Origin of the sequence: Azospirillum brasilense (genome assembly GCF_008365405.1) — a bacterium.
Classification (GTDB): Bacteria; Pseudomonadota; Alphaproteobacteria; order Azospirillales; family Azospirillaceae; genus Azospirillum; species Azospirillum brasilense_D.
In genome coordinates, this window is sequence record NZ_QOKV01000008.1 from 127808 (window position 1) to 152454 (window position 24647).

The window sequence follows — 24647 nt, forward strand, 5'->3', positions numbered from 1 at the left end:
AAAGGCTTCCCCGAACCGATTGCGGCGTCAGGCGTTCAGGCCGCCGTCCACCGTCAGGGTGGCCCCGGAGATCTGGCGGGCCGCCGGGCTGGCCAGGAAGGCGACGGCCGCCGCCACGTCCTCCGGCTTGCCGTAGCGGCCGAGCGGCGTCTGCGAGCGCAGGATTTCGGCATGATCGCCGTTCGCCGGATTCATGTCGGTGTCGGTCGCCCCCGGCTGGACCAGATTGACCGTGATGTCGCGCGGGCCGAGTTCGCGGGCGAGGCCGTGCGTCAGGGCGATCTGCGCCGACTTGGTCATCGAATAGACGGTGACGCCCGGGGCGGTGATGCGGTCGGCGAGGCACGACCCGATGAAAACGATGCGCCCCCCGCCCTTGAGATGCGGGATGGCCGCCTGCGCCACCAGCACCGCCGCGCGCACGTTGACGTTCAGAAGCGCGTCGATGTCGGCGAGGCTCATCTCGGCGACCATGCCCTGGCGGGCGATGCCGGCGTTGTTGACCAGGATGTCGAGGCCGCCAAGCGCCTCCACCGTCCGGCCGACCAGGGCCGCCATGGCCGCCGGATCGGCGCTGTCGGCCTGGATGGCGACCGCGCGCCGCCCCTTCGCCTCGATCGCCCGGACCACCTCGGCGGCGCGCTCGGCCGACCGCTCGTAGGAGATCGCCACCTCCGCGCCCTTGTCGGCGAGCGCCAGCGCGATGGCGGCGCCGATGCCCCGCGAACCGCCGGTCACCAGGGCGCGCTTGCCAACCAATTCGCCAATCGGCTCAACCATGATCCAGCCTTTCTGTGTCGTTCGATACAGAAACAGCTAGAACCGTTCGGCGCCTCGGTCAATGTTTTTTGTATTGATCGACACAAAAATAGAACGACGCTGTCCGAGGCATTGTCCTCACGCGGCGGCGGGATTAAATAGTGATCGATGCAGAAATCACGCCCGACCCCGCCCACCGACGACAGGACCGTCCAGACGGCCGGCACGCCGCCCGCCCGCGGGCGCGGACGGCCGCGCGCCTTCGACCGCGAGGCTGCCCTGACCCAGGCGACCCGCCTGTTCTGGAGCAAGGGCTACGAGGCGACCTCCATCGCCGACCTGACGGAGGCCATGGGGATCGGCTCGCCCAGCCTCTACGCCGCCTTCGGCTCGAAGGAGGCGCTCTATCTCGAAGCGGTGAACCATTACCGCAAAAGCTACGAGGGGCTGGTCTGGGGGCGCTTCTTCACCGCCGGCACCGCCCGCGAGGCGGTCATGGGCCTGCTGATGGACTCGGCCGCGGCGCTCACCGGCTGCCGCGGGGATATCCCGCGCGGCTGCATGGTGACGCTCTCCGCGGTCGGCAGCGAGGGGCACGCCGAACTGGGTGAAGTGTTGCGGTCGGCGCGCGCCTCGGCGGTCGGCATCCTGACGGAGCGTTTGACACGCGCCGTGGCCGAGGGCGAGATCCCGGCCTCGGTCGATCTCCACGCGCTCGCCCGCTTCGTGCAGACGGTGCAGGCCGGCATGTCGATCCTCGCCCGCGACGGCGCTGAGCGCGCCGAACTGGAGGCCGTGGCCGAGGTCGCGATGCAGGGCTGGGACGCCCGCGTCGGCGGCCGCCCGGCCCCCCAACCCGCCTCCTGAGCCGCTTCGCCTGTTCCGGGGTGAACAGGCGAAGCGGTCCGGTGGCCGTCAGTCGCGTTCGATCACATCGCGCCAATGGCGGTGCAGGAGCGCGACGTCGCCGCTGGTCAGGATCGGCATGGCGCCCTGCAACTGGTCGTCGGACCAATCCCACCACCTCATCTCAAGCAGCAGCGCGATGAGAGCGTCGTCGAAGCGCTTGCGGATCACCCGGGCGGGGTTGCCGCCGACGATCGCGTAAGGCTCGACGTCGCGCGTCACCAGCGCCCTCGTGCCGATCACGGCGCCGTCGCCGATGGTGACGCCGGGCATGACGATGGCCTCCGAACCGATCCAGACGTCGTTGCCGATCACCGTGTCGCCGGCCGGTTGATAGCCGTTCCGCGCGCCGGCGAAGGCCGGCACCTCGGGCATCCAGAAGAAGGGAAAGGTGCTGATCCAATCGTTCCGGTGGCCTTGGTTGCCCGCCATGATGAAGGCCGCGCCGGACCCGATCGAGCAGAAGCTGCCGATCACCAGCTTGTCGACGCCCTCGTCCGGAGGAAGAAACCGGGCGCAGTCGTCGAAGCTGTGGCCATGGTAATAGCCGGAATAATAGCTGTAGCGGCCAACGACGATGTTCGGGTTGGTGACCTGCTTGTCCAGCACGATGCCCTTGAACGGGCTTTCGAAGACGTTTTCCATCAAACCACTCACGGCCTGTGAGCCGCCGATCCGGCGGCTTTTCGCCTGCGCGCGGGCGCAGACGGACACCGCGCGCTCCCCTCCGGGTCGCGCGCGTTCAGGCTCTGCGCGTCGGACGCGTCAGAGCGCGATGCGGGTGGTACTTGGGGTCGCCTTCATGACGTGACTCTATAGGGCGGAAAATGCGGATCGCCAAGGGGGGAAGGCGGAGCAGCCCGACCGCTTGGTCCGGCGGGCGGTAATCGGACTTGACGGAAATCATCCGATAGCGGATTAATTGCTCCTCTGCACCAAGGAGAGGAGTCATGCAGACCTTGTGGAACGCCCTGCTGCGGCAGTGGCTGGACCGCGACGGCGACGATGCCGGCGTGGAGACGCTGAGCGCCCATCTGCGGCGCGACATTGGATTTGATGGCGGGCTGGACGGAACCGAAGCGGGCTACAGTCCGGCTCAACACATCCGGGAGCGGAACCTTTCGGATGCCCGGTCATTTTTGACGTTGCAAGCGTATCGCTGACAGGCGATACCCGATCCTGCGGTTTCCCTTCGGGGCCGCGCCTTCCTTCAACCCATGCCTTCCTTCAACCCACGGAGACCACGATGAAAGCCATCGTACCCACCACCCCGAATCGCCGACAGGGCGATTGGTCCGCCCATACCACCCGGCGAGCTAACGGCTCCCTTCTTCAACCCAGCGCATTGGAACGCGAATTCCGGATATCGAGAGGAAGCCATGTGTGTCTTTTTGGGGTTTTGCGGTCGTTCGGTCTTCGTTGAGCACGCCCACTGGGCCTCTCCGGATCGTTTTTTCGACGCCCGGCGGGATAACGGGGAATTCGTGATATGGCTTGGACGCCTGAACATCATCTACACACCGGCCCGATGGGGTCCTCGCTCGGGGAGGGTCGCTGATGCCGGCCCATATTTGCCCTGACGAGGTTCGCCCTGACGAGGTGACCACCGTCGTCCATGTGCTCGAGGCGTTTCGCAAGCTCGATCCCGACCTGCCGATCCAGTACGCGCTGTCCTTCATGACGATCGCGCAGAACGAAGGGATTTCCATCGGCGAGCTTGCGGAACGCCTGGGCATCGCTCAATCCTCCGCGTCGCGCAACGTCGCGGCACTCAGCCGCTGGCACAGCTTCGGGAAGGCCGGACTCGACCTCGTCCAGGCCCAGGAAGACCCGCGCGAACGCCGCCGCAAGATCGTCACGCTCACCGACACCGGCCGCGCGTTCCTTGAGCAACTGCGCGCCATCGTGACACCGACGGTCCACACCCCGTCCGAACCGCGCCGCGCCCGTTCGGCCTGAGTTACCCTGTCCGTCCGTTGTGTTTGGTCCGCAGCGCTTGACCGGGGTGGCCTGTCCTGCCACACCAGCCCCGGACCCACCGACGGACCCGCGCGCCATGACCTCCTCCGCCTGCCCCTGCTGTTCCGGCCTTTCCTTCGAGACCTGCTGCGGCCCGATCCTGGCCGGCGCGCCCGCCGCGACGGCCGAGGCGCTGATGCGGTCGCGCTACACCGCCTTCGTGCGCCACGACCTCGACCATGTGGAGCGCACCCACGCGCCGGAGATCCGCGAGGACTTCAACCGCGCCGAGGCGGAGCGGGTGGCCGACGAGTGCGACTGGCAGCGGCTGGAGGTGCTGCGCGCGACGGAGGAGGGCGACGAGGGGACCGTCGAGTTCCTGATCCAGTTCCGTCGCGACGGCCAGGACATGCGCCACCACGAGCGGGCCTCGTTCCGCCGTATCGACGGCCAGTGGCTCTACAGCGCCGGCGAGGTGAACCCGAAGGGCGAGCCGCGCCGGGTCGTCAAGGTGGGCCGCAACGAGCCCTGCCCCTGCGGGTCGGGGAAGAAGTTCAAGGCCTGCTGCGGCCGCTGAGGGCGGACCCGGATCATGGAACCGCGCTTCGCCTGCACCGCCTGCGGAAAATGCTGCCACGGGCTGCTGCCGCTGACGCTCACGGACGCGGTGGCCCACGCCGTGCGCTTCCCGCTGGCGCTGGTCTGGACGGTGGTGCGGTCGAACGCGAAATCCTACGACCTCGCCACCCGGCTGGGCACGACCGTGCGCCTGCCCAACCGCAAGACGGTGGCGGTGCTGATCCAGCCCAGCGCCTATCTGCCGAACCACTTTCCCTGCCCGGCGCTCCAGCCGGACAATCTTTGCGGTGTTCACGCCGACAAGCCGTCGCGCTGCCGGACCATGCCCTTCTACCCCTACCGCGAGGAGAAGGATCAGGCCGACCTGCTGGTCCCGCGCAAGGGCTGGGAGTGCGACGTCTCGGCGGAGGCGCCGGTCGTCTACCGCAACCACGCCATCCTCGACCGTGCGGACTTCGACCGGGAGCGCGCCGAGTTGCTGGAGCAGGCACCGGTCATGCGCACCTACGCCGACTATGTGCTGAAATACATGCCGTGGATCGTCAACGATCTGGCGAAGATGGCGGCGGCCCCGGCGGGGGGAAAGCTGGTGACCAGCCTGTCCTCCTTCCTCACGGCGACCCGGCGGACCGACGCGCGGGAGCTGGCGGCGGCCCAGGCGCCGCTGATGCAGGCGATGGCCGAGCGCACCCGGAACGATCCGGCGCTGGCGGAGTTCCACAAGAACTACGCAGGCTGGGCGAAGGAGATGGAGCGGCTGGCGCAGCGCCCCTGATCGCGGGGTGATGCTGGCGGATCAGGCGGCGATCCCCAGCCCCTGGCGCAGCAGCCCGACCAGCACGCGCACCGCCCGCTCCTGAAGGTCCAGCGGCAGGCCGGAGCGGCCCGTTTGGCCGGCGACCTGTTCCGGCAGCGGCGGCAGGTGGACGAAGCCCATGGGAACGTCGAGGTCCGCCGTCTCGATCGCGTGGCGGGCGCGGTAGAACAGGTGGTTGCAGACGAAGCCGCCGGCGTGGTCGCTGAAGGTCACCGGCAGCCCGGCGATGGCCAGCTCGCGGACCAGCGTGGGGACCGGCAGGGTGGAGCCGTAGGCGGTCGGTCCGTCCGGCTCGATGGCGTCGTCGGTGCGCACCACCCCGGCGTTGTCGGCCTGCTCGCTCTCGTCGCGGTTCCAGGCCAGCCGCTCGATCTTGATGTATTCGGACCCGGCGGCCAGCCCGAAGCACAGGGCGGCGGCGGGCTGGTGCTCCTCCAGCAGGGCGGCGAAGGCGGCGCCGCAGGCGTCGTATTCGACGGGCAGGATCGCGGTGACGACCCCCGGCTCGCCGGCCAGCCGCTCCATGAGGAGCGCCGCCGGGTTGACGGCGTGATCCCCAAAGGGCTGGAACCCGGTGAGCAGGATGGGAGCCGTCACGGCGGACGCCTTTCGGTCGGTGGGACAGAGACCAAAACTATCGCGTTCCAAATCCCCTCTCCCCAGAGGGGAGAGGGCTAAGAAGGCTGAACCCGATCACTTTGGTTCAGGGACGCAGAAGACCGATGATGTCCTTCACGCCGTTCAGGTTCGTCTCGGCGATGGCCGCCGCGCGCTCGCCGCCGCGGCGCAGCAGGCGGTCGATCTCGGCCTTGTCGTCGAGAAGCTCCTTCATGCGGGTGGTCATCGGCGCCAGCTTGGCGACCGACAGATCGACCAGCGCCGCCTTGAAGCCGGAGAATTGGGCGCCCGCGAACTGCTGCACCGTCTGCTCGCGCGTCTGGCTGGACAGGGCGGCGTAGATGGTCACGAGGTTGTCGGCCTCCGGACGCTTCTCCAGGTCGGCGACGTTGTCCGGCAGCGGCTCCGGATCGGTCTTGGCCTTGCGGATCTTCGTCGCGATGGTGTCGGCGTCGTCGGTCATGTTGATGCGCGAATATTCGGACTCGTCCGACTTGCTCATCTTCTTGGTGCCGTCGCGCAAGGACATCACGCGCGTCGCCTCGCCCAGGATCTGCGGCTCGGGCAGCGGGAAGAACTCGGTGTCGTAGCGGCGGTTGAAGGCGCCGGCGATGTCGCGGGCCAGCTCCAGATGCTGCTTCTGGTCCTCGCCCACCGGGACGTGGGTGGCCTTGTAGAGCAGAATGTCGGCGGCCATCAGCACCGGGTAGGAATAGAGGCCGAGGTTCGCCATGTCCTTCTGCTTGCCGGCCTTCTCCTTGAACTGCGTCATGCGGTTCAGCCAGCCGAGCGGCGTGTGGCAGGAGAGAATCCAGGCCAGCTCCGAATGGGCCGGGACGAAGGACTGGTTGAAGAGGATGTTCTTCTCCGGGTCGATGCCGGCGGCGATGTAGGCCGCGGTGACCTCGCGGATGTTGTTGCGCAGGACCTCCGCGTCCTGGTCGATGGTCAGCGCGTGCAGGTCGACGACGCAGAAGATGCACTCGTAGCTGTTCTGCAGCTCGACCCAGTTCCGCAGCGCCCCCAGATAGTTGCCGAGGTGAAGCTGCCGGGTCGGCTGCATGCCGGAGAAGATGCGGTTCACGGGAGGACTCTCGCTCGAAACTTCTGGAAGGCGGCTGTTATCGCCCCGGAACCGGGCGGGGTCAAGACACGGGCGGCTCCAATTCCGGAGTGTCCTTGCGCAGGAAGCCCTTCAGGTCGGCCAGATCGGTGGCCCCGGTCAGCTGCGCCAGTGTTCCGAACACCGCCACGCCGCCGCCGACCAGCAGGGCCAGGGCGCCGAAGCGGACCAGCGTGGACGCCGCCTCCAGCCCCGGCGCCAGGGCCGACGCGCCGGCCAGCAGCGCCGCCCCCATGCCCAGCGCCGCCGCGGCGATGCGCGGCGCGCGGCCGAGGAAGCGCTCGTCCAGCTGCAGGAACCCGCGGCGGCGCAGCGCCCCGGCCAGCAGGGCGAGGTTCAGCCAGGCGGTCAGCCCGGTGGCCAGTGCGATCCCGACATGGCCCAGCACCGGCATCAGCGCGATGCCCAGCGCCAGGTTGGCGAGCGTCACCACCACGGCGACGCGCACCGGGGTCGCCGTGTCCTGGCGGGCGAAGAAGGCGGCGTTCAGCGCCTTGACGATGACATGGGCGGGGATGCCGATGGCGTAGGCGGCCAGCGCCCAGGCCGTCGCCTGCGCCTCCGCCGGGCCGAAGGCGCCGCGCTCGAACAGCACCGACACGATGGGCGCCCCGGCGACGCCCAGCGCCACCGCCGCCGGCAGGCCGAGCAGCAGGCTGAACTCCAAGGCACGGCTGAGGTAGTGGCGGACCATCCGCTCGTCCCCCGCCGCGGCGTGGCGGGCGAGCACGGGCAGCAGCGCGGTGCCGATGGCGATGCCGATGACGCCCAGCGGCATCTGGTTCAGCCGGTCGGCGTAATAGAGGAAGGACACCGCGCCCGACGGCAGCAGCGAGGCCAGCACGACGTTCAGGAACAGGTTGATCTGCATGACCCCGGCGCCGATGGCCCCCGGCCCGACCAGCCGGAACAGGCGGCGCATCCCCTCGGTCATCCGCGGCCACGTCAGGCGCAGCGTCACCCCCGCCGCCCGGCAGGCCCAGCCCATCCAGACCAGCTGAACCACGCCCGACAGCGTCACCGCCGCAGCCATCGCCCGCCCCGGCTCCAGCCCCAGACGCGGCGCGGTCAGCAGGGCGGCGATCAGCGTCAGATTGAAGGCGATGGGGGCGGCGGCGAAGGGGCCGAAGCGGTCCAGCGCGTTCAGCACGCCGCCCAGCAGCGCCACCAGGGAAATCAGCGTCAGATAGGGGAAGGTCAGCCGCGCCATGTCGACGGCCAGCGCGAACTTCGCCGGCTCGTCCACGAAGCCCGGCGCCAGGACGTGCATCAGCGCGGGCATCGCCAGGATGGCCAGGGCGGTGAAGGGCAGCAGCACCGTCAGCAGGACCGCCAGCGCCTGCTCGGCGAAGGCCACCGCGGCGGCGCGGCCGTTGCGCTGAAGCTCCGCCGCGAACAGCGGGACGAAGGCGACGCTGAAGGCCCCCTCCGCGAACAGGCGGCGGAAGAAGTTCGGCAGCTTCAGCGCCACGAAGAAGGCGTCGGCCACCGGCCCGGCGCCGAGCACCGCCGCGGTCAATATGTCGCGGGCGAAACCGGCCAGCCGGCTCAGCAGGGTCAGGCTGCCGACGGTGGCGATGGCGCGGGCGAAACTCATCCGGCAAAGGCCCGATTGGCCGCCCAACCCCGCGCCGACCGGTGCGAAAAACCCGCAAAAGTTTGATTATCCTCTACTTTTTGTATCATTGGTCGCTGGCTTGTCCATTGAAGGAGGAGTTCGGCTGGCGCATAATGTCCGTGAGGCAGTGTTTGAGGTCGGCAGTGCGACGATGGATCGCTTTTCCACGGGGGATGGAGGCCCGTCTCGTTCTTCCCGCCGTTGCGGTCGCCGTCGCCATCGCGGCGCTCTGGTGGACGCTGCTGACCCGCATCGACCGCGAGGAACGCTTCCTCGACCAGACGACCCGCCAGCACACGGCGGCGATGGCGCAGCTGGTCGAGGAACAGGCCATCGCCACCTTCCGCCGGCTGGACGATCTTCTGATCGACGTCGCCTCCCATGTCGAAAAGGACATTCCGCTCCTGATTCCCACCCGGCGGTCGTTCGAGGAAGGCTTGGCCGCCTCCATCCGGATTTACGATGGGAACGGCTGGCTGTCCATGGGCTTGGGACGGACCACCACCCGCAATCCCGTGCTGGAGTGGGAGGAGTTCGCCCGGCACAAGTCCGGCGTCCACCGGAAGGGGAACCAGAAGGGCTTCGTCATCGGCCTGCCCTTCGTCAGCCCGGGCACATCGGACGTGTTCATCCCGGTGTCGCGCCGGCTGGACGGGGCGGACGGGACGTTCCGCGGCGTCGCCGTGATCGACGTCCCGGCGGAGATCTTCTCCCGCTTCTACGGGCGGCTGGACCTGCCGCGCGACAGCTCGGTCGCCATCGCCCGGGCGGACGGCCCCCTGCTGGCCCGCCAAGCCCTTCAGGATCAGGTGTTCGGGCGCAGCTTCCGCAGCTCCGGTCTCTGGCCGGAGGCCGGCAGCGGAACGGTCCGGCACCATCGCGTCGTCAGCCCGGTGGACGGGGTGGAGCGCATCTACGCCTTCCGCGCCTCCGCCGATTACCCGCTCATGACGGTGGTCGGCGAGTCGGTGGAGACGGTGTTCGGCGCGTGGCGGCAGAACCGCTTCTATTCCATCATCTGGGCCGCCGCCACCACCGCGGTGATCCTGCTGTTCACCACCGCCTTCCTGGTGGAGCTTCAGCGCCGCCGCCACGGCGACCGGGCGCTGCGCATCCGCAACCGCGCCATGGAATGGAGCGGCGACGGCATCCTGATCGCCGACGCCACCCGCCCCGGCTCGCCGGTGGTCTACACCAACCCCGCCTTCGCCCGGCTGATGGGGATCGCTCCGGGCGCCGCCGACGGGCGCGCCGCGCGGGACGTGCTGGCTGGCCTGATGGGGGATGAGATGGGCCTGTCCCCGCTGTGCGACGGCGCTGAGGACGCCGGGGACATGCGGGCGGAGTTCCTGCGTCCAGGCACGGGTCTGGAAGGCGACGCGCCGGAGGTCTGGCTGGAGTTGCGCGCTTCGCCGGTGCGCGGCGCCGGCGGGCGGCTGGTCAGCGTGATCGCCACCGTCCGCGACATCACCGAGCACAAGACCGCCCAGGCCGCGCTGGCCGAGGCGCGGCGGGAGGCCGACCGGGCCAACATCGGCAAGTCGAAGTTCCTGGCGGCGGCCAGCCACGACCTGCGCCAGCCCGTGCAGTCGCTGATGCTGCTGATGGAGGCGCTGTCCACCCGCGCCACCGACCCCGCCATGCGCAAGATCCTGACCACCATGGACCGCGCGCTGGGCGCCCTGAAGATGCTGCTCGACGGGCTGCTGGACGTGTCGCGGCTGGAGGCCGGGGCGGTGGAGCCGAAGCGTATGGTCTTCCCGGTGACGGATCTGCTGGACCGCATCGCCGCCAACAGCCGGCCGGTGGCGGTGCGCAAGGGTCTGCTGCTGCACATCATGCCCTGCGGGGCCCATGTGGACAGCGACCCGATGCTGCTGGGCCGCATCCTTCAGAACCTCGTTGAAAACGCGCTGCGCTACACCAACCGCGGGCGCATCCTGGTCGGTTGCCGGCGGCGCGGCGCGGTGCTGCGGATCGAGGTGTGGGACACCGGCATCGGCATCCCGACCGACCGGCAGGAGGACATCTTCCACGAGTTCGTGCAGGTCGGGAACGCCAGCCGCGACCGCGACCAGGGGCTCGGGCTGGGGCTCGCCGTCGTGCGCCGGCTGGCCCGCATGCTCGATCACCCGGTCAGCCTGCGCTCCGAACCGGGGCGGGGATCGGTCTTCCGGGTGGAGGTGCCGCTCGCCGCTCCTCCCGCCCCGGCCGAGACGCTGCCGGGGGACTTTCCCGTGACCGCCCGCATGCGGGCCGGCGCCCGCGTGCTGGTGGTCGAGGACGACCCCATCGTCCGCGAGGGGCTGTGCGCGATGATCCGGCAATGGGGGCACGAGGCGTTTCCCACCGCCAGCTTCGGCGAGGCGGTGGAGGCGCTGCGCCGCCACCCCGATCCGGACGTGATCGTCGCCGACTACCGGCTGGGCGAGGGGCACACCGGCACCGAGACCATCCGCGAGGTGCGCCGGCGGTCGAAGCGCCCGATCCCCGGCATCCTGGTGACCGGCGACACCGCCCCGGAGCGTCTGGCGGAGGCCGAGGCCGGCCAGTTCAGCATCCTGCACAAGCCTGTTCTGGCCGACGATCTGCACCGGGCCATCGCCCTGGCCCTGGCTCCGACGGCTCTGGCTCCGACGGCTCTGGCCCTGAACGAGCCGTCGCCCGGCCCCGCGCAGCGCGAACTGGTCGACTGAACCGGTACATCGCCATCCCGAAGGCCGTGTCATGCGCCGGGCGTGCGGCAGCCTGTGCCTGTTTGCCCATTGCGCCAAACCCGTCCCTTTGCTTGTTTGCCTGTTTCGGAGGCGGCGTCCGCGGTCTCCGACCCAAAAGCGTTCGATAAAAAGAACCCGTTCCCGGAGAGAGGAATCCACCCATGATCCGTGCGAAGCTGGCTGTGACCGCCGCCGCCGTCGCCCTGGGGGCCGGCTTGTGGGCCGGGGCCGCCCAGGCCGACATCACCATCGCGCTGGCCGGTCCGATGACCGGCGCCGCCGCCGCCTATGGCGAGCAGACCCGGGCCGGCGTCGAGGCCGCCGTGGCCGACATCAACGCCAAGGGCGGGCTGCTGGGCCAGAAGCTGGTGCTGACCATCGCCGACGACGCCTGCGACGCCAAGCAGGCGGTGGCCGCCGCCAACAAGCTGGTGAGCCAGAACGTGGCCGCGGTGATCGGCCATGTCTGCTCCGGCGCCTCGATCGCCGCCTCCAACGTCTATGGCGAGGAGGGGATCGTGATGATCTCCCCCACCGCGACCAGCCCGCAGCTCACCGACCGCGGCCTGAAGAACGTCTTCCGCGTCTGCGGCCGCGACGACCAGCAGGGCGAGGTGGCGGCGAAGCTGATCGCCGACCGCTACAAGGGCAAGAAGGTCGCCATCGTCCACGACAAGCAGGCCTACGGCCAGGGCCTTGCCGACGACGTGAAGCGCCGGCTGAACGCCGCCGGCATCACCGAGGCCGCCTTCACCAGCATCACCGCGGGGGAGAAGGACTATTCCGCTCTCATCACCCGCCTGAAGTCGGACGGGGTGGACGTGCTCTATTACGGCGGCTACGACCAGGAACTGGGCCTGATCGCCCGCCAGGCGGCCGACCAGCAGTTCCGCCCGCAGATCATCGGCGCCGACGGCATCCAGCCGCAGTCCTACTGGAACATCGCCGGCGACACGGCGGAAGGCACGCTGTTCACCTTCTCCCCCGACCCGCAGCGCAACCCCGCCGCCAAGCCGGTGGTGGAGGCCCTGCAGGCCAAGAACATCCGCACCGACGGCTTCACCCTGTTCGCCTACGCCGCGGTGCAGACCTACGCCGAGGCCGTGCAGAAGGCCAACAGCGCCAAGTCCGACGCCGTGGCGAAGGCGCTGCGCGCCGGCCCGTCCTTCGACACGGTGGTCGGTTCGCTGTCCTTCGACGAGAAGGGCGACCTGAAGCAGCCGGGCTACGTGTTCTGGGCCTGGAAGAACGGCGAGAAGGTCCAGGTGGACTGAGTTCATCCGGCCGATTCCAAGGAAGAAAGGCGGGGCCGTTGCGCCCCGCCTTTTTTCTGTCTGCCTTTTTTCTGCCCGGCGGATTCGGGATGGTCGGTGATTGCCAAGGGCTGGGTGCGAACCTTTTGCCCGTTCCCGTGTTTGGGCAGAGGTAACCGAACACCGCCACGAACACCGCCATTGGGCAGGGAGGCCGCGATGCATCGCCACGCCGGACGCCGTTCGCGCAATCGCAGGACCGCCGGGGTCATCCTGTGCGCCGGCCTGCTCGGCCTCGGCGCCTGCGCCGGCCTCGCTCCGCCGCGCAGCACGGAGCCCGCCCCCGGGGCGGTGGAGGCGCTGAACGGCTTGGTGCGGGGCGCCTGCAATCGTCAGGTCGCGTCCGTCCTGGCGGGTGAGGGGATTCCGGTGGAGCAGTTCCGGGCCGCGGTCTACAGCGAATTGCGCACCGGACCGGGCGGGCGGGTGTCGCAATACGAGATCTGGCTGTATTCGCGGGACAAACCCGGCGTGCTCATCATCAATACGGACGAGACGTGCCGTCCGATGCAGATCTACGCGCGGGAAGGCGGCAGTCTGCAGGCCTTCAAGGCGGGTTAGGCAAAGCCCCGCTCGTCTGCCTGGGGAGGATGGCGCTTCGGCCCCTGGCAATCGCCGACTCCGATTCCGGAGCCGGGCGGGTTGGCAATCGCCGACTTACCCGCGCGCGGCGGGCAGGATCTTGCGCTCCGGAATCGGCGGTGGCGACGGGTAGAGCAGGACGCCGGTGTCGGAGAACTCCACCCGCGCGGCCTCGTAGACGGCCAGCGCCAGATCCAGCGCCACCCGGAACTCCGGCTTGAAGTGCTTCAACTCCTTGTAGCCGCCGCCGAACTGCGTGAAGAGCGCCTTCCAGGTCACCGGAATCGGGTCGCGCAGCACGTGCAGCCGGTAGGCCAGCCAGACATAGACGTCGATCGCCATGGAGCAGCCGCCGATGTGGCGGATCGCCGGCTCCCAGATCGGCACGGGGGAGCGCTTCAGCGCGGCGAAGAAGGTTTCCGACAACTGCACCGTCTCGCGCCACAGCGTGCCCTGGCCGTCGTCGTCGCGCAGGCGGATGCCGCCGTTGACGATGTTCTCCTTGGCGAAGCCCTCCGCGCCGTCCTTGTCCCAGAAGAAGGTCAGGCGGCACAGGTTGATGCGGGTCGCCTGCTCCTGCACCGCCTTGTAGGTCGAGCCGCCGGCCGACACGCCCATGCGGTCGAGCCAGTCGTTCATCGAGCGGCCCAGCTCGATCTCGCGGCTGTTGTCCTGGATGGCGCGGGTCTGGAGATAGAGCAGGATCAGCCGCGCCTTGGCGCCGTAGGGGACGCCGACCGGCATCAGGCTGCCGTCGCGCTTGCGCTCCTTGCCCGGCTCGACCAGCAGGGTGACGCGGCCCTGGTCGCGGCGCCATTCGGCGTCCGGCGCCAGCTTGCGGTGGGGCAGGCTGGTCAGGCAGAAACCGGAATAGGTGATGCCCAGCGCGTTGGACTCGTCCTCCAGCACCGCCGCCGCGACATCGACGACGCTGGCCCGCTTCGGGTCCACGAGGTTCCGCGCCTCGCGCCGGCCATGCGTCATGATGAGTTGGTGCACGTCGCCCATAGGTCCCCCCGTCCATTCTGCCTGCAGTCGATCATGCACCGCCGGGAGAGTCCATTTGGCGATCGCCGACGAGGCTAATTGAGACCTAATTGCTGGAGTCTATTTGCTAGGTCGGCGATTGCCTGGGGACGACTCGGGGGTGCGTCGGCGATTGCCAGAAGACTCGTCGGCGTTCGCCAAGGGACCTTGTGGGAATCATCGGTGACTCGGCCCAGACTTAAGGCGACTCGGGCATTGGTCGGCGATTGCCAAGGCCGGGCGGGCTGGGCGAGTCGCGACTCGGCATTTCTTGGGGTGGTCTTGGCGATGTCTGGCCAATGTCTGGGCCGGTGGTCGGCGATTGCCAAGGCGCCGCGGTGGGCCGGTTTGGCAATCGCCGACTCCACCCTCTCCCGGGATGAGAGAGGGAAGGGGCCCACGCGCAGCGTGGGAAGGGTGAGGGTGTCGCTGAGGGTCAGCCTTTGGCTTCTCGTGCGACCCTCACCCGGCGCCTTTGGCGCCACCCTCTCCCGGGGCGGGAGAGGGACGTTGAAACGGTCGGCGATTGCCAAGGTTGCCAAGGCGGCACCCCTGCCTTGCGGGACCATGCGGGCACGAAACGGCAGCGCGGCTGTTTTACGCTTGGCCTCCGCGGCGACGGGGGCGTGCTTTGGGAGATCCGCGACATGAGCGACGAGGGTTTCACGGGCCGCGTGCTGGACGGCGTGAACGGGCTGGACGGAACCGCCCACCGCAAGGCCGTCGCCCTGGGCGCGGAGGCGCCGGCCCTGCGCGACGGGCTCCAGGTGCCCAGTTCCCGCATGGTGCTGATGCCGGCCCTGGGGGCGCTGTGGGCCGCCGGGCTGGGCATGGAGAAGCCGGGCTGGTCGCGCCTCGCCCGGCAGGGGCTGCTCGCCATCGCGCTGGGGACGGTGGCCGGCAAGGGGATCAAGCGCGTCGTCTGCCGCGTCCGCCCGAACGAGGGTCGCGACCCCAGCCGCTGGGGCAAGGCCGACGGCAAGCACGCCTCCTTCCCCTCCGGCCACGCCATCAACGTGTCGGCGCTGACCACCGCGGTCGGGCTGAACCGCGGCTTGTCCCCGGCGACCATGGTCAGCCTGGGCTTCGCCGCGGCGGTGGGCTGGTCGAGCCTCGCCACCGAACGGCACTGGGCGTCCGACTACGCCGCCGGCATGGCGACCGGCGTGCTGGCCGGTCTGGCCGCCAAGGCGCTCGACGGCTGGGCGGAGGACCGGCTGTCCTGAAGCCGGAGTTCCCGGCCCGTCCTCACCCCGCCGGATCGGCGAGCGCGTGCAGCAGCCGCTCGCGGATCTGGGCCAGCTTGCTCTCGTGGGTGACCTTCAGGCCGAAGACGTCCTTTACATAGAAGACGTCGATGGCCTTCTCGCCATAGGTCGAGATCTTCGCCGACGAGATCTGAAGCGTCAGGTTGGTCAGCGCGCGGGTCAGGTCGTAGAGCAGGCCGGGACGGTCGCGCCCGTTGACCTCGATCACCGTGTGGGTGGTCGAGGCGTTGTTGTCGATCAGCACGCGCGGCGGCACGTGGAAGACGCGGGTGCGGCTGGCGTGCGGGGCCTTGCGCTTGGTCAGGTCGTGCAGCGGCTTCAACTGGCCGGACAGCACCTTCTCGATCATCACCGACAGCTTCGCGAGCTTGTCGCCGCTCTCGAAGGCGCCGCCGCCCGCCGCGTCCTGCACGGTGAAGACGTCCAGCGCCATGCCGTTGGTCATGGTGAAGATGCGGGCGTCCACGATGTCCGCCCCCGCCGCCGCCAGCGCCCCGGCGAGGCGGGAGAACAGGCCGTGGTGGTCGGTGGCGAAGATCGTCACCTCGGTGATCGCCCGGCCGCGGTCGATGCGCGTGTTGACGGTCAGCGGCCGTTCGTCGCGCAGCGCCTCGCGAACCAGCCGCGCCTGCCGGCCCAGCGTCTCCGCGTCGAAAGCCAGCCAATAGGCGGGGTAGCCGAGCGCGAGGTGCCGCTCGAAATCGGCGTCGTCGAAGTCGGACAGCTCGTCCCGCAGCGCCGCCTGGGCGGCCTGGATGCGGCGCCCGCGCCCTTCGACCGACAGGCCGCCGGACATCACCTCCTCCGAGCGGTTGTAGAGTTCGCGCAGCAGTGTGGCCTTCCAGTTGTTCCAGCGCTGCGGCCCGACCGCCCGGATGTCCGCCACCGTCAGCACCAGCAGCAGGCGCAGCCGCTCCGGCGACTGGACGAGCGAGACGAAGTCGCGCACCGTCTTGTCGTCCTCCAGGTCGCGCTTGAAGGCGGTGTAGGACATGGCGAGGTGCCAGCGCACCAGCCAAGCCACCGTCTCCGTCTCCTCCGCCGTCAGGCCGAGCCGCGGGCACAGCTTCTCCGCCACCCGCGCGCCGAGGATGGAATGGTCGCCGCCGCGGCCCTTGGCGATGTCGTGCAGCAGCACGGCGACATAGAGCGCGCGCCGCGACACCACCTTGTGGATCACCTCCGACGACAGCGGCAGCTCTTCGGTCAGCTCGCCCATCTCGATCTTGTGCAGGATGCCCAGCGCGAACAGCGTGTGCTCGTCCACCGTGTAGACGTGGTACATGTCGTACTGCATCTGCGCGACCACCCGCCCGAAGTCGGGGATGAAGCGGGCCAGCACGCCGGCCTCGTTCATGCGGCGCAGCGTGATCTCCGGGTCCTTGCGGCCGGTCAGGATCTCCAGGAACAGCCGGTTGGCCTCCAGGTCGGCGCGCAGCTTCGGCCCCACCACCGACAGCGAGCGCGTGATGGCGCGCAGCGCGTTGGGGTGGATGTCGATGTCGTTCTGCTGGGCGGTGTGGAACAGCCGGATCATGTCCAGCGGTTCGTCCTTGAACTGGCGGTCGCTGCGGACGTTCAGCCGCTCGCCGTCCACCACGAAGCCGTCCACGTCCTTGCGGCGGGCCAGTGCCGCCAGCCGCAGGATGTTGAACTTGGGCGGGCGCTTCGATTCCGCCTCCAGCGCCGCGCAGAAGATGCGGGTCAGGTCGCCGACGTCCTTGGCGACCAGGAAATAATGCTTCATGAAGCGCTCCACGCCCTTGGTCCCGGCGTGGTCGGTGTAGCCCATGCGGTTGCCGATCGACGTCTGCACGTCGAAGGTCATCCGGTCCTCCATGCGACCGGTCAGGTAGTGCAGGTGGCAGCGCGCGGTCCACAGGAAGTTCTGCGCCTTGGCGAAGCGCTGCGCCTCCTCCGGCAGCAGCACCTTCTTGCCGACCAGATCGTCGACGTCCTCGACCCGGTACAGATACTTGGCGATCCAGAACAGGGTCTGCAGATCGCGCAGGCCCCCCTTGCCGTCCTTCAGGTTGGGTTCCAGCACATAGCGGCTGTCGCCCAGCTTCAGGTGGCGGTTGTCGCGCTCGGCCAGCTTGGCCTCGACGAACTCCGGCCCGGAGCCGGCCACCACCTCGCGGTCGAAGCGGCGGCGCAGCTCGGTGAACAGCTTGCGCGGACCCCAGAGGTAGCGCGATTCCAGGATGGCCGTGCGGATGGTCACGTCGGCCTTGGACTGGCGGATGCAGTCGTCGACGCTGCGCACCGCGTGGCCGACCTTCAGCCCGAGATCCCACAGGATGTAGAGCATGTACTCCACGACCTGCTCCACCCGCGGGGTGCGCTTGTAGGGCAGCAGGAACAGCAGGTCGATGTCGGAGAAGGGCGCCAGCTCGCCCCGGCCGTAGCCGCCGGTGGCGACGATGTCGAACACCTCGCCGGCGGTCGGGTTGGGGGTTGGAAAGATGTGGGTGACCGTGAGGTCGGCCAGCGAGCGCACCACCCCGTCGGCGAGGTAGCAGTTCTGCCGCACGCAGTCCTCGCCCGATCCCTTGGCCTCGAAGCGGGCGCGCACCTCCGCCCGTCCGTCGTTCAGCGCGCCGCGCAGCCGGGCGATCAGGGCGGGGCGCAGCTTGTCGCCGGTCCCATGCTCCGCCACCAGCTTCTCCAGGTCCTCCGCCAGCTTGCGCCGGGACAAGATGGCGCGCTTGTTGGGGATGTTGGCGGTGCCGGCGTCCTTGGTGTCGGACGCGTCGGCGGAGGCGGCGCGGGTGGAGAGCATCGACAAAACGTGAGCCTTCCCAGGAATGCGATGGGGTGCGACGAACCGTGCGGCGTCCCGACTATAACGGGAAAGAGGATAATTCGCACGCGGCACACCAAAAGAGGCTGCCGTCTGTTTCCTGCATGATCCCCTTGGAACGCTGCTGTGATGGCCGTCACTGACGCGCTCCGTTCCGAAGAGATAAGGAGTCATCCGTGAGACACGCGCGAGGGAGGCCATTGATGATCCCGAACCCCGGAACGGCACGGCGGGAGCTGGCGAACCTCGGGAACGCCCTGACCCTGGCGGAGCGCGGCCTGCCGCGTCACACCCCGGCCGAGCTGATGGCCTGGCTGGTGCACGCCCTGGCGCTGTGCCCCGGCTCCATCGGCGACGCGCTTCTGTTCGAGATCTGTGGCACCGCCACCGACGCCAGGGCTTCCGACGCCGACAAGATCGCCCAGATCCGCAAGGGCTGGGCCGCGGTGGTGCGGGCGCAGTTCCGCCTGCGCGGCCTGACCGTGGTGGGCGGCGGCGGCGAGAGGCGCGCCCGCGCCGCCTGACGCACGGCGTTTCTTCCCGTCTTACTCCTCGCGCACCGACAGGTGGATGTTGGCGCCGCCGTTGCGCTCCAGGATCTCGGCGGCCTCCACCTCGTCCTCCACCTCGGCGGTGCGCACCCACAGGATGACGCCACCGGCCTCCAGCGCGCGGCCGAACTCGTCGGTGTCGGGGTGGCTGGTCAGTTCGTCCAGGTAGTCCTTGATGGCGACGCCGCCCAGGCCGGCGGCGACGATGGCCGCCAGCGGCGCGGCGATCGGGCCGCCGACGATGGCGAGAAGCCCGGCGGTGGTCAGGGGGAAGGCGTATTTCAGCTCACCCACCAGACCGGTCAGGGCCTCGTCCGTCGGGGCCTGCGGGCGCTGGTCGGCGGCCTCCAGCGAGGTGTGGCTGGCCAGCACCGACAGGTCGTCGCGGTCAAATCCGGCGTCCAGAAGGGCGGACACGGCCTTGTCGAAGGCCTCGCGGGTCTTGAACAGGGCAACGACCTCGCGCACCTCCCGGACGGTGTCCTGGCCGTTCGTGGTCGGGCCATCTGTGTTCTCGGGCGCTTGCGTCACGGCGGTCTCCTTCGGCTTCGGCTTGCTCGTTCTACGGGCATCGAACAGTCTAACGAAGCGGTCATCGCGGCACCAGCGCGGGCGTGCTAGGGTGCCGGCCCGACCTTGCCCGCCACAACGCAACCGGTTGAAGACCTGTGTCCGACGCGCCCGCCGCCATTTCACCCGCCACCATTCCCCCGGACGCCACCCCGATGATGGCGCAGTATCTGGAGATCAAGCAGGCCCATCCCGACTGCCTGCTGTTCTACCGGATGGGCGATTTCTACGAGATGTTCTTCGAGGACGCGGTGAACGCCGCCCGGACGCTGGACATCGCGCTGACCAAGCGCGGCCAGCATCTGGGCGAGGACATCCCGATGTGCGGCGTCCCGGTCCACAGCCATGAATCCTACCTCCAGCGCCTGATCCGCCAGGGCTTCCGCGTCGCCATCTGCGAGCAGATGGAGGACCCGGCGGAGGCCAAGAAGCGCGGTTCCAAGTCGGTGGTGAAGCGCGGCGTCATCCGCATCGTCACCCCCGGCACGCTGACCGAGGACAGCCTGCTCGACTCCCGCGCCTCCAACTGGCTGGCCGCGGTGGCGGAGGCGGCGGGCGGCCTCGGGCTGGCCTGGCTGGAGCTGTCCACCGGCGAACTGGTCGTGCAGCCGGTGGAGCGCGCCGGGCTGGGCGCCGCGCTCGGACGCCTCGACCCGCAGGAGGTGCTGGTCTCCGAGAAGCTGTGCCAGAGCCCCGACCTGTACGAGCTGTGGGGCGAATGGAAATCGCGCCTGACCGTGCAGCCGACCCCGCGTTTCGACAGCGAGAACGGGCGGCAGCGGCTGCTCACCCTCTACGGCGTCGGCACGCTGGACGCCTATGGGCAATTCTCCCGCGCCGAGGTGGCGGCGGCCGGCGCCCTGGTCGCCTATGTGGAGCTGACGCAGAAGGGCCGCGTGCCGCGCCTGTCGCCGCCGCGCCGACTCGGCCCCGGCGCCGTCATGGAGATCGACGCGGCGACCCGCCGCAACCTGGAGCTGACCCGCACCCTGACCGGCGACCGGCGCGGCAGCCTGCTCGCCACCATCGACCGCACGGTGACCGGGGCGGGGGCGCGTCTGCTCGCCGCCCAGCTCTCGGCGCCGCTGACCAACCCCGCGGCCATCGCCAAGCGGCTCGACATGGTCGAGTTCGCGCTGAACGAGGAGCGGCTGCGTGGCGACCTGCGCGAGGCGCTGCGCCGCTGCCCGGACCTGGAGCGTGCCCTGTCCCGCCTGACGCTGGGGCGCGGCGGCCCGCGCGACCTCGCGGCCGTGCGCGACGGTCTGGCCCAGGCCTCGGCCATCCGCCTGCTGCTCAACGGCCATCCCGGCGGCCCGCTGCCCGACGGGCTGGGCGCCGTGACCAAGGGGCTGGGCGAGCACAGCGAGCTGGTCAATCAGTTGACCCAGGCGCTGGCGCCGGAGCTGCCGCTGCTCGCCCGCGACGGCGGCTTCATCGCGCGCGACTATTCCTACGCGCTTGACGAGCTGGTGACCCTGCGCGACGAGAGCCGGCGGCTGATCGCCGGGCTTCAGGTCAAATACGCCGGCATCGCCGGGGTGCCGGCGCTGAAAATCAAGCACAACAACGTGCTGGGCTATCACATCGAGGTGACGGCGACCCACGCGGACAAGCTGATGTCCGAGAAGGGGCGCGAGGTCTTCCTGCACCGCCAGACCATGGCGAACGCCGTGCGCTTCGGCACGGTGGAGCTGTCGGACCTGGAGCGCCGCATCTCCGAGGCGGCCGACAAGGCGCTGGCCGTGGAGCTGGAGCTGTTCAACGACCTCGTGGAGGAGGTGACCAGCCGCGCCGAGGCCATCGCCCAGGCCGCCCACGCGCTGGCCGCGCTCGACGTCGCCGCCTCGTTGGCCGAGCTGGCGGCGGAGCGGCGCTACCGCCGGCCGGTGGTGGACGGCAGCCTCGCCTTCTCGATCAAGGGCGGGCGGCACCCGGTGGTGGAGGCGGTGCTCGACGCCGGCAACGCCGGGCCCTTCGTCGCCAACGACTGCGACCTCGCCCCGGACAACCGGCTGTGGCTGCTGACCGGCCCGAACATGGCGGGTAAGTCCACCTTCCTGCGCCAGAACGCGCTGATCGCCGTGCTGGCCCAGATGGGCGGCTTCGTACCGGCGGAGAGCGCGCACATCGGGGTGGTGGACCGGCTCTACAGCCGCGTGGGTGCCGCCGACGATCTGGCGCGCGGCCGCTCCACCTTCATGGTGGAGATGGTGGAGACGGCGGCCATCCTGAACCAGTCCGGCGACCGCGCGCTGGTCATCCTGGACGAGATCGGGCGCGGCACCGCGACCTTCGACGGCCTGTCGATCGCCTGGGCCTGCGTTGAGCATCTGCACGACGTCAACCGCTGCCGCGCGCTGTTCGCCACCCACTACCACGAGCTGACCATGCTGGCCGGCAAGCTGCCGGGCCTGTCCTGCCACACCATGCGCATCAAGGAATGGCAGGGCGACGTCGTCTTCCTGCACGAGGTGACGGCGGGGGCGGCGGACCGCAGCTACGGCATCCATGTGGCGAAGCTCGCCGGCCTGCCCGGCGCCGTGGTGGGCCGCGCCGAGGAGGTGCTGACCATCCTGGAATCGGGCGACCAGAACGCGGCCATCCACCGTCTGGCCGAGGACCTGCCGCTGTTCAGCGCCGCCCTGAAGCGCCCGCCGCCGGCCCCCGCGGTGTCGGCGCCCGCCGCTCCGCTGGAACCGTCGCGGGTGGAGGAGGCGCTGAAGTCCATCGACCCGGACAGCCTGACGCCGCGTCAGGCGCTCGACGAGTTGTACCGTCTGAGAGGCCTGCTTCTCTGAACGGAAACGATACCCCCTCTCCCGCCCCGGGAGAGGGAAGGGGCCCGCGCGAAGCGTGGGAAGGGTGAGGGTGCTGCCAAGGATTGGTGCGCTGATCCTCGTGCGACCCTCACCCGCTCTCGGCGGACCGAAGGTCCGCCTGCCGCGTCAGCGCTGGCTTTCAGCCAGCGCGAGAGCCCGCTGCGCGGGCACCCTCTCCCGGGGCGGGAGAGGGTTGGGACGCCAAATGCGATGGCGTTGATCCCACCGGTCAGGATCACGCCCGTTCCACGGCGTCCTCGTCCAGCGGGGCGCCGCGGTCATGGATAGGGGTAACGTGGCGTTGGGTGGCGGGGCGTTGCGCGTGGCGCAGCTTCTCCTCCACCGCCTCGTTCACGAATTGGTCGAGCGAACGGCCCTCCCGCTCGGCGGCCTTCGACGCTTCGGATTCCAGCGACTTGTGCAGATGAACCATTCGGTGCCTCCCCAACGCGGAACGGACTCTGTCCGGTGCTTCAGATGGGAAGCCTGCGCCCGCGCTGCGAGCGGCCTACCCGGAAGCGCCGCCCCGACCGAGCGAGTCCGGCGGTACGATCGCGGGCGGCAGGACCGGTTTGGCGTGAAGCGCGCGGACGGCGACGGCCATCGGGTCCTCGCCCGGCGCGCAGGGATGGGTGGCGGCCAGCAGGGCCTCGGGCACGCTGGCTGCGAGATAGTCAGCCACGGTCTCGTGCACCGGGATGATCATGGCGATGCGGGTCAGGTCCACCACCTTGCGCACCTGCCCGGACGCGCAGAGCAGGGACAGCGCCTTGCCCGCCGACAGGGCCTCGCCGTTCATCACCAGCAGCAGGCCGATGCCGGCGCTGTCGATGAACTCCAGCCCGGTCAGGTCGAGGAGATGACGGCGCTCCGTCCCGCCCTTCACGTCGGCGATCGCCTGCCGCACCGGAGCGGCGTCCTGGCTGGTGAAGCGGCCGGTGAGCACCAGACGGGCGAAGTGCCGCTCCTGCTCCTTGCGATACTGCACGACCCCTACCCCCCTTCCCGACGCCTTGCGGCCATGATCCGGTGCCGGGGCTTCGCGGGGCAAGCGGGCGGCGGCATCGGGTGCTGCGCGATGTTGACGCAGGGCGGCCTCTTTTTGTCACGGCTTCCTTGTCCCTTGACGGCGCGCCGCGGCGGTCCTAAAAGCGAGGGCACGTGGTGATTTGGTCGACCGGCTTGCGGGCCACGTAAAACAACCCGCTAAAAAGGTCCGAGCCGCGTCCGCGCCTCGACCCGATCGGTCGGGGCGTTTTTTGTTGTGCCGGTCTGCCCCGCCGGCGGACAGAGGAGACAAAGCGGCCATGGCGCGCACCGATCATCGCAATCCGAACGTCGCGGGGCTTCGCCCGCGTTCCCGTCTGGTCCATGGCGGCGTCCGCCGCTCGTCCTTCGACGAGACCTGCGAGGCGCTCTACCAGACCTCCGGCTTCGTCTACGGCTCGGCGGAAGAGGCGGAGAGCGCCTTCGTCAACGACGGCTCCCGCCACGTCTATTCGCGCTTCCGCAACCCGACCACGGCGATGTTCGAGGACCGGCTGTGCGAGTACGAGGGGGCCGCCTGGGCCTACGCCACCACCAGCGGCATGGCCGCGGTGCACGCCGCCCTGTGGTCGAACCTGCGCACCGGCGACCGCATCGTGGCGCCGCGCTCGCTGTTCATCTCCTGCTACTGGGTGATCAAGGAGCTGTCGGCCCGCTTCGGGGTCGAGGCGGTCTTCGTCGACGGCACCGACCTGTCCCAGTGGGAAGAGGCGCTGGCCAAGCCGACCAAGGTCGTCTTCCTGGAGACGCCCAGCAATCCGGGGCTGGAGGTCGTCGACCTGCGCGCGGTCAGCGCCCTCGCCCACAAGGCCGGGGCCAAGGTGGTGGTGGACAACGCCTTCGCCACGCCGGTGCTGCAGCGCCCGTTCGAGATGGGGGCCGACGTCGTCGTCTATTCGGCGACCAAGCACATCGACGGCCAGGGCCGCTGTCTGGGCGGCATCATCCTGACCAGCGACAAGCAGTACGGGTCGGACGTGATCCACCCCTACCTGCGCCACACCGGCCCGACCATTTCCCCCTTCAACGCCTGGCTTCTCCTGAAGGGGCTGGAGACGCTGGAACTGCGCGTGTCGGCGCAGAGCGCGTCGGCCCTGACGGTGGCGGAGTTCCTGGAAGGCCACGCGAAGGTGGAGCGGGTGCTCTATCCGGGTCTGGCCAGCCACCCGCAGCATGACCTTTGCCGCAGCCAGATGACCGGCGGCGGCACCATGCTGTCGATCTTCCTGAAGGGCGGCAAGGAGGAGGCCTTCCGCGCCCTGAACGACCTGCGGATGGTGCTGATCTCCAACAATCTGGGCGACTCCAAGAGCCTGGTCACCCACCCCGACACCACCACCCATTCCAAGCTGACGGTGGAGGAGAAGGCGGCGGCGAACATCCGTCCGAACCTGCTCCGCCTGTCCGTTGGGCTGGAGGACGCCCAGGACATCGTTGAAGATCTCGACCGCGCGCTCGCTTCCCTGTAAAGACTGGACCCGGAACCAAATGCTGCAGTGCAGCGTTGGCGTCCGGGTCACGGTTTTTTCGACCCGGCCGGGGCTTTTGGTCCGGTAGGGTCCTTTGGTG

Annotated in this window: 22 protein-coding genes and 1 riboswitch; of the genes, 12 read left to right on the top strand and 10 right to left on the bottom strand. The window is 69.5% G+C overall.

Annotated features, from left to right (window positions below; translation table 11 throughout):
- Window positions 1-27: 27 nt before the first annotated feature.
- The gene (locus DS837_RS14730) at window positions 28-780 is read right to left on the bottom strand and encodes an SDR family oxidoreductase (RefSeq protein ID WP_211102234.1); all 753 of its coding nucleotides are present in this window, start codon (window positions 778-780) and stop codon (window positions 28-30) included.
- Window positions 781-927: 147 nt separating this feature from the next.
- Between DS837_RS14730 and DS837_RS14735 the strand changes: the two genes are divergently transcribed.
- On the top strand, window positions 928-1626 hold the full coding sequence (locus DS837_RS14735; protein ID WP_149165443.1) for a TetR/AcrR family transcriptional regulator: 699 nt from the start codon (window positions 928-930) through the stop codon (window positions 1624-1626).
- Between the two features lie 48 nt (window positions 1627-1674).
- Here DS837_RS14735 and catB read toward each other — a convergent pair whose 3' ends face one another.
- Window positions 1675-2310, bottom strand: coding sequence for a type B chloramphenicol O-acetyltransferase (gene catB / locus DS837_RS14740; protein ID WP_149165444.1), 636 nt, complete (start codon window positions 2308-2310; stop codon window positions 1675-1677).
- A 305-nt stretch (window positions 2311-2615) separates the two neighbouring features.
- On the opposite strand from catB, the gene DS837_RS14745 reads away from it, so the two are divergent.
- The 4 genes from DS837_RS14745 (at window position 2616) to DS837_RS14760 (ending at window position 4978) form a co-directional block, all read left to right on the top strand.
- A complete protein-coding gene (locus DS837_RS14745; RefSeq protein ID WP_149165445.1) occupies window positions 2616-2828 on the top strand; it encodes a hypothetical protein in 213 nt (70 codons plus the stop codon).
- Window positions 2829-3222: 394 nt separating this feature from the next.
- A complete protein-coding gene (locus DS837_RS14750) occupies window positions 3223-3624 on the top strand; it encodes a MarR family winged helix-turn-helix transcriptional regulator (RefSeq protein WP_149165446.1) in 402 nt (133 codons plus the stop codon).
- Between the two features lie 97 nt (window positions 3625-3721).
- Entirely contained in the window at window positions 3722-4201 is a 480-nt protein-coding gene (locus DS837_RS14755; protein WP_149165447.1) for a YchJ family protein, read from the top strand.
- 15 nt (window positions 4202-4216) lie between these two features.
- A complete protein-coding gene (locus DS837_RS14760) occupies window positions 4217-4978 on the top strand; it encodes a YkgJ family cysteine cluster protein (RefSeq protein WP_149165448.1) in 762 nt (253 codons plus the stop codon).
- 21 nt (window positions 4979-4999) lie between these two features.
- Here DS837_RS14760 and DS837_RS14765 read toward each other — a convergent pair whose 3' ends face one another.
- From DS837_RS14765 to murJ, 3 genes are all read right to left on the bottom strand, one after another.
- Window positions 5000-5617, bottom strand: coding sequence for a pyroglutamyl-peptidase I (locus DS837_RS14765; RefSeq protein WP_149165449.1), 618 nt, complete (start codon window positions 5615-5617; stop codon window positions 5000-5002).
- A gap of 106 nt (window positions 5618-5723) precedes the next feature.
- The gene (gene trpS, locus DS837_RS14770; RefSeq protein ID WP_149165450.1) at window positions 5724-6722 is read right to left on the bottom strand and encodes a tryptophan--tRNA ligase; all 999 of its coding nucleotides are present in this window, start codon (window positions 6720-6722) and stop codon (window positions 5724-5726) included.
- A 61-nt stretch (window positions 6723-6783) separates the two neighbouring features.
- Window positions 6784-8358, bottom strand: a complete 1575-nt coding sequence (gene murJ, locus DS837_RS14775) for a murein biosynthesis integral membrane protein MurJ (protein ID WP_149165451.1) — start codon at window positions 8356-8358, stop codon at window positions 6784-6786.
- Window positions 8359-8552: 194 nt separating this feature from the next.
- Between murJ and DS837_RS14780 the strand changes: the two genes are divergently transcribed.
- The 3 genes from DS837_RS14780 to DS837_RS14790 all read left to right on the top strand — a co-directional run bounded on the left by DS837_RS14780 (window position 8553) and on the right by DS837_RS14790 (window position 12970).
- A complete protein-coding gene (locus tag DS837_RS14780; RefSeq protein ID WP_149165452.1) occupies window positions 8553-11075 on the top strand; it encodes an ATP-binding protein in 2523 nt (840 codons plus the stop codon).
- A gap of 182 nt (window positions 11076-11257) precedes the next feature.
- Window positions 11258-12370, top strand: a complete 1113-nt coding sequence (locus DS837_RS14785) for an ABC transporter substrate-binding protein (RefSeq protein ID WP_149165453.1) — start codon at window positions 11258-11260, stop codon at window positions 12368-12370.
- A 198-nt stretch (window positions 12371-12568) separates the two neighbouring features.
- Window positions 12569-12970: a hypothetical protein gene (locus DS837_RS14790; RefSeq protein WP_149165454.1), complete on the top strand. Its 402-nt coding sequence runs from the start codon at window positions 12569-12571 to the stop codon at window positions 12968-12970.
- Between the two features lie 96 nt (window positions 12971-13066).
- On the opposite strand, the gene DS837_RS14795 is transcribed toward DS837_RS14790, so the two are convergent.
- Window positions 13067-13999 carry a replication protein RepA gene (locus DS837_RS14795; RefSeq protein ID WP_014238998.1) on the bottom strand — a complete coding sequence of 311 codons (933 nt, stop codon included), beginning with the start codon at window positions 13997-13999 and terminating at the stop codon, window positions 13067-13069.
- Between the two features lie 665 nt (window positions 14000-14664).
- Between DS837_RS14795 and DS837_RS14800 the strand changes: the two genes are divergently transcribed.
- Window positions 14665-15243: a phosphatase PAP2 family protein gene (locus DS837_RS14800; protein WP_149165455.1), complete on the top strand. Its 579-nt coding sequence runs from the start codon at window positions 14665-14667 to the stop codon at window positions 15241-15243.
- 22 nt (window positions 15244-15265) lie between these two features.
- On the opposite strand, the gene DS837_RS14805 is transcribed toward DS837_RS14800, so the two are convergent.
- On the bottom strand, window positions 15266-18067 hold the full coding sequence (locus DS837_RS14805; RefSeq protein WP_149165456.1) for a [protein-PII] uridylyltransferase: 2802 nt from the start codon (window positions 18065-18067) through the stop codon (window positions 15266-15268).
- A 224-nt stretch (window positions 18068-18291) separates the two neighbouring features.
- Here DS837_RS14805 and DS837_RS14810 point away from each other — a divergent pair, with 224 nt between their 5' ends.
- Window positions 18292-18612 (top strand): hypothetical protein, encoded by a 321-nt coding sequence (locus DS837_RS14810; protein WP_149165457.1) that lies wholly within the window; start codon window positions 18292-18294, stop codon window positions 18610-18612.
- Window positions 18613-18633: 21 nt separating this feature from the next.
- Here the strand turns inward: DS837_RS14810 and DS837_RS14815 are convergent, their stop codons facing one another.
- A complete protein-coding gene (locus DS837_RS14815; protein WP_149165458.1) occupies window positions 18634-19170 on the bottom strand; it encodes a vWA domain-containing protein in 537 nt (178 codons plus the stop codon).
- 194 nt (window positions 19171-19364) lie between these two features.
- Here DS837_RS14815 and mutS point away from each other — a divergent pair, with 194 nt between their 5' ends.
- Window positions 19365-22010, top strand: a complete 2646-nt coding sequence (mutS, locus tag DS837_RS14820) for a DNA mismatch repair protein MutS (protein WP_149165540.1) — start codon at window positions 19365-19367, stop codon at window positions 22008-22010.
- A gap of 256 nt (window positions 22011-22266) precedes the next feature.
- On the opposite strand, the gene DS837_RS14825 is transcribed toward mutS, so the two are convergent.
- Together DS837_RS14825 and DS837_RS14830 are read right to left on the bottom strand one after the other, a co-directional pair.
- The gene (locus tag DS837_RS14825; protein ID WP_094301330.1) at window positions 22267-22464 is read right to left on the bottom strand and encodes a hypothetical protein; all 198 of its coding nucleotides are present in this window, start codon (window positions 22462-22464) and stop codon (window positions 22267-22269) included.
- A gap of 75 nt (window positions 22465-22539) precedes the next feature.
- Window positions 22540-23019 carry an STAS domain-containing protein gene (locus DS837_RS14830; protein ID WP_149165459.1) on the bottom strand — a complete coding sequence of 160 codons (480 nt, stop codon included), beginning with the start codon at window positions 23017-23019 and terminating at the stop codon, window positions 22540-22542.
- A gap of 163 nt (window positions 23020-23182) precedes the next feature.
- A riboswitch (SAM riboswitch) is annotated at window positions 23183-23262 on the top strand.
- A gap of 76 nt (window positions 23263-23338) precedes the next feature.
- On the opposite strand from DS837_RS14830, the gene metZ reads away from it, so the two are divergent.
- Window positions 23339-24547, top strand: a complete 1209-nt coding sequence (gene metZ / locus DS837_RS14835) for an O-succinylhomoserine sulfhydrylase (protein WP_149165460.1) — start codon at window positions 23339-23341, stop codon at window positions 24545-24547.
- The last annotated feature ends 100 nt before the right edge of the window (window positions 24548-24647 follow it).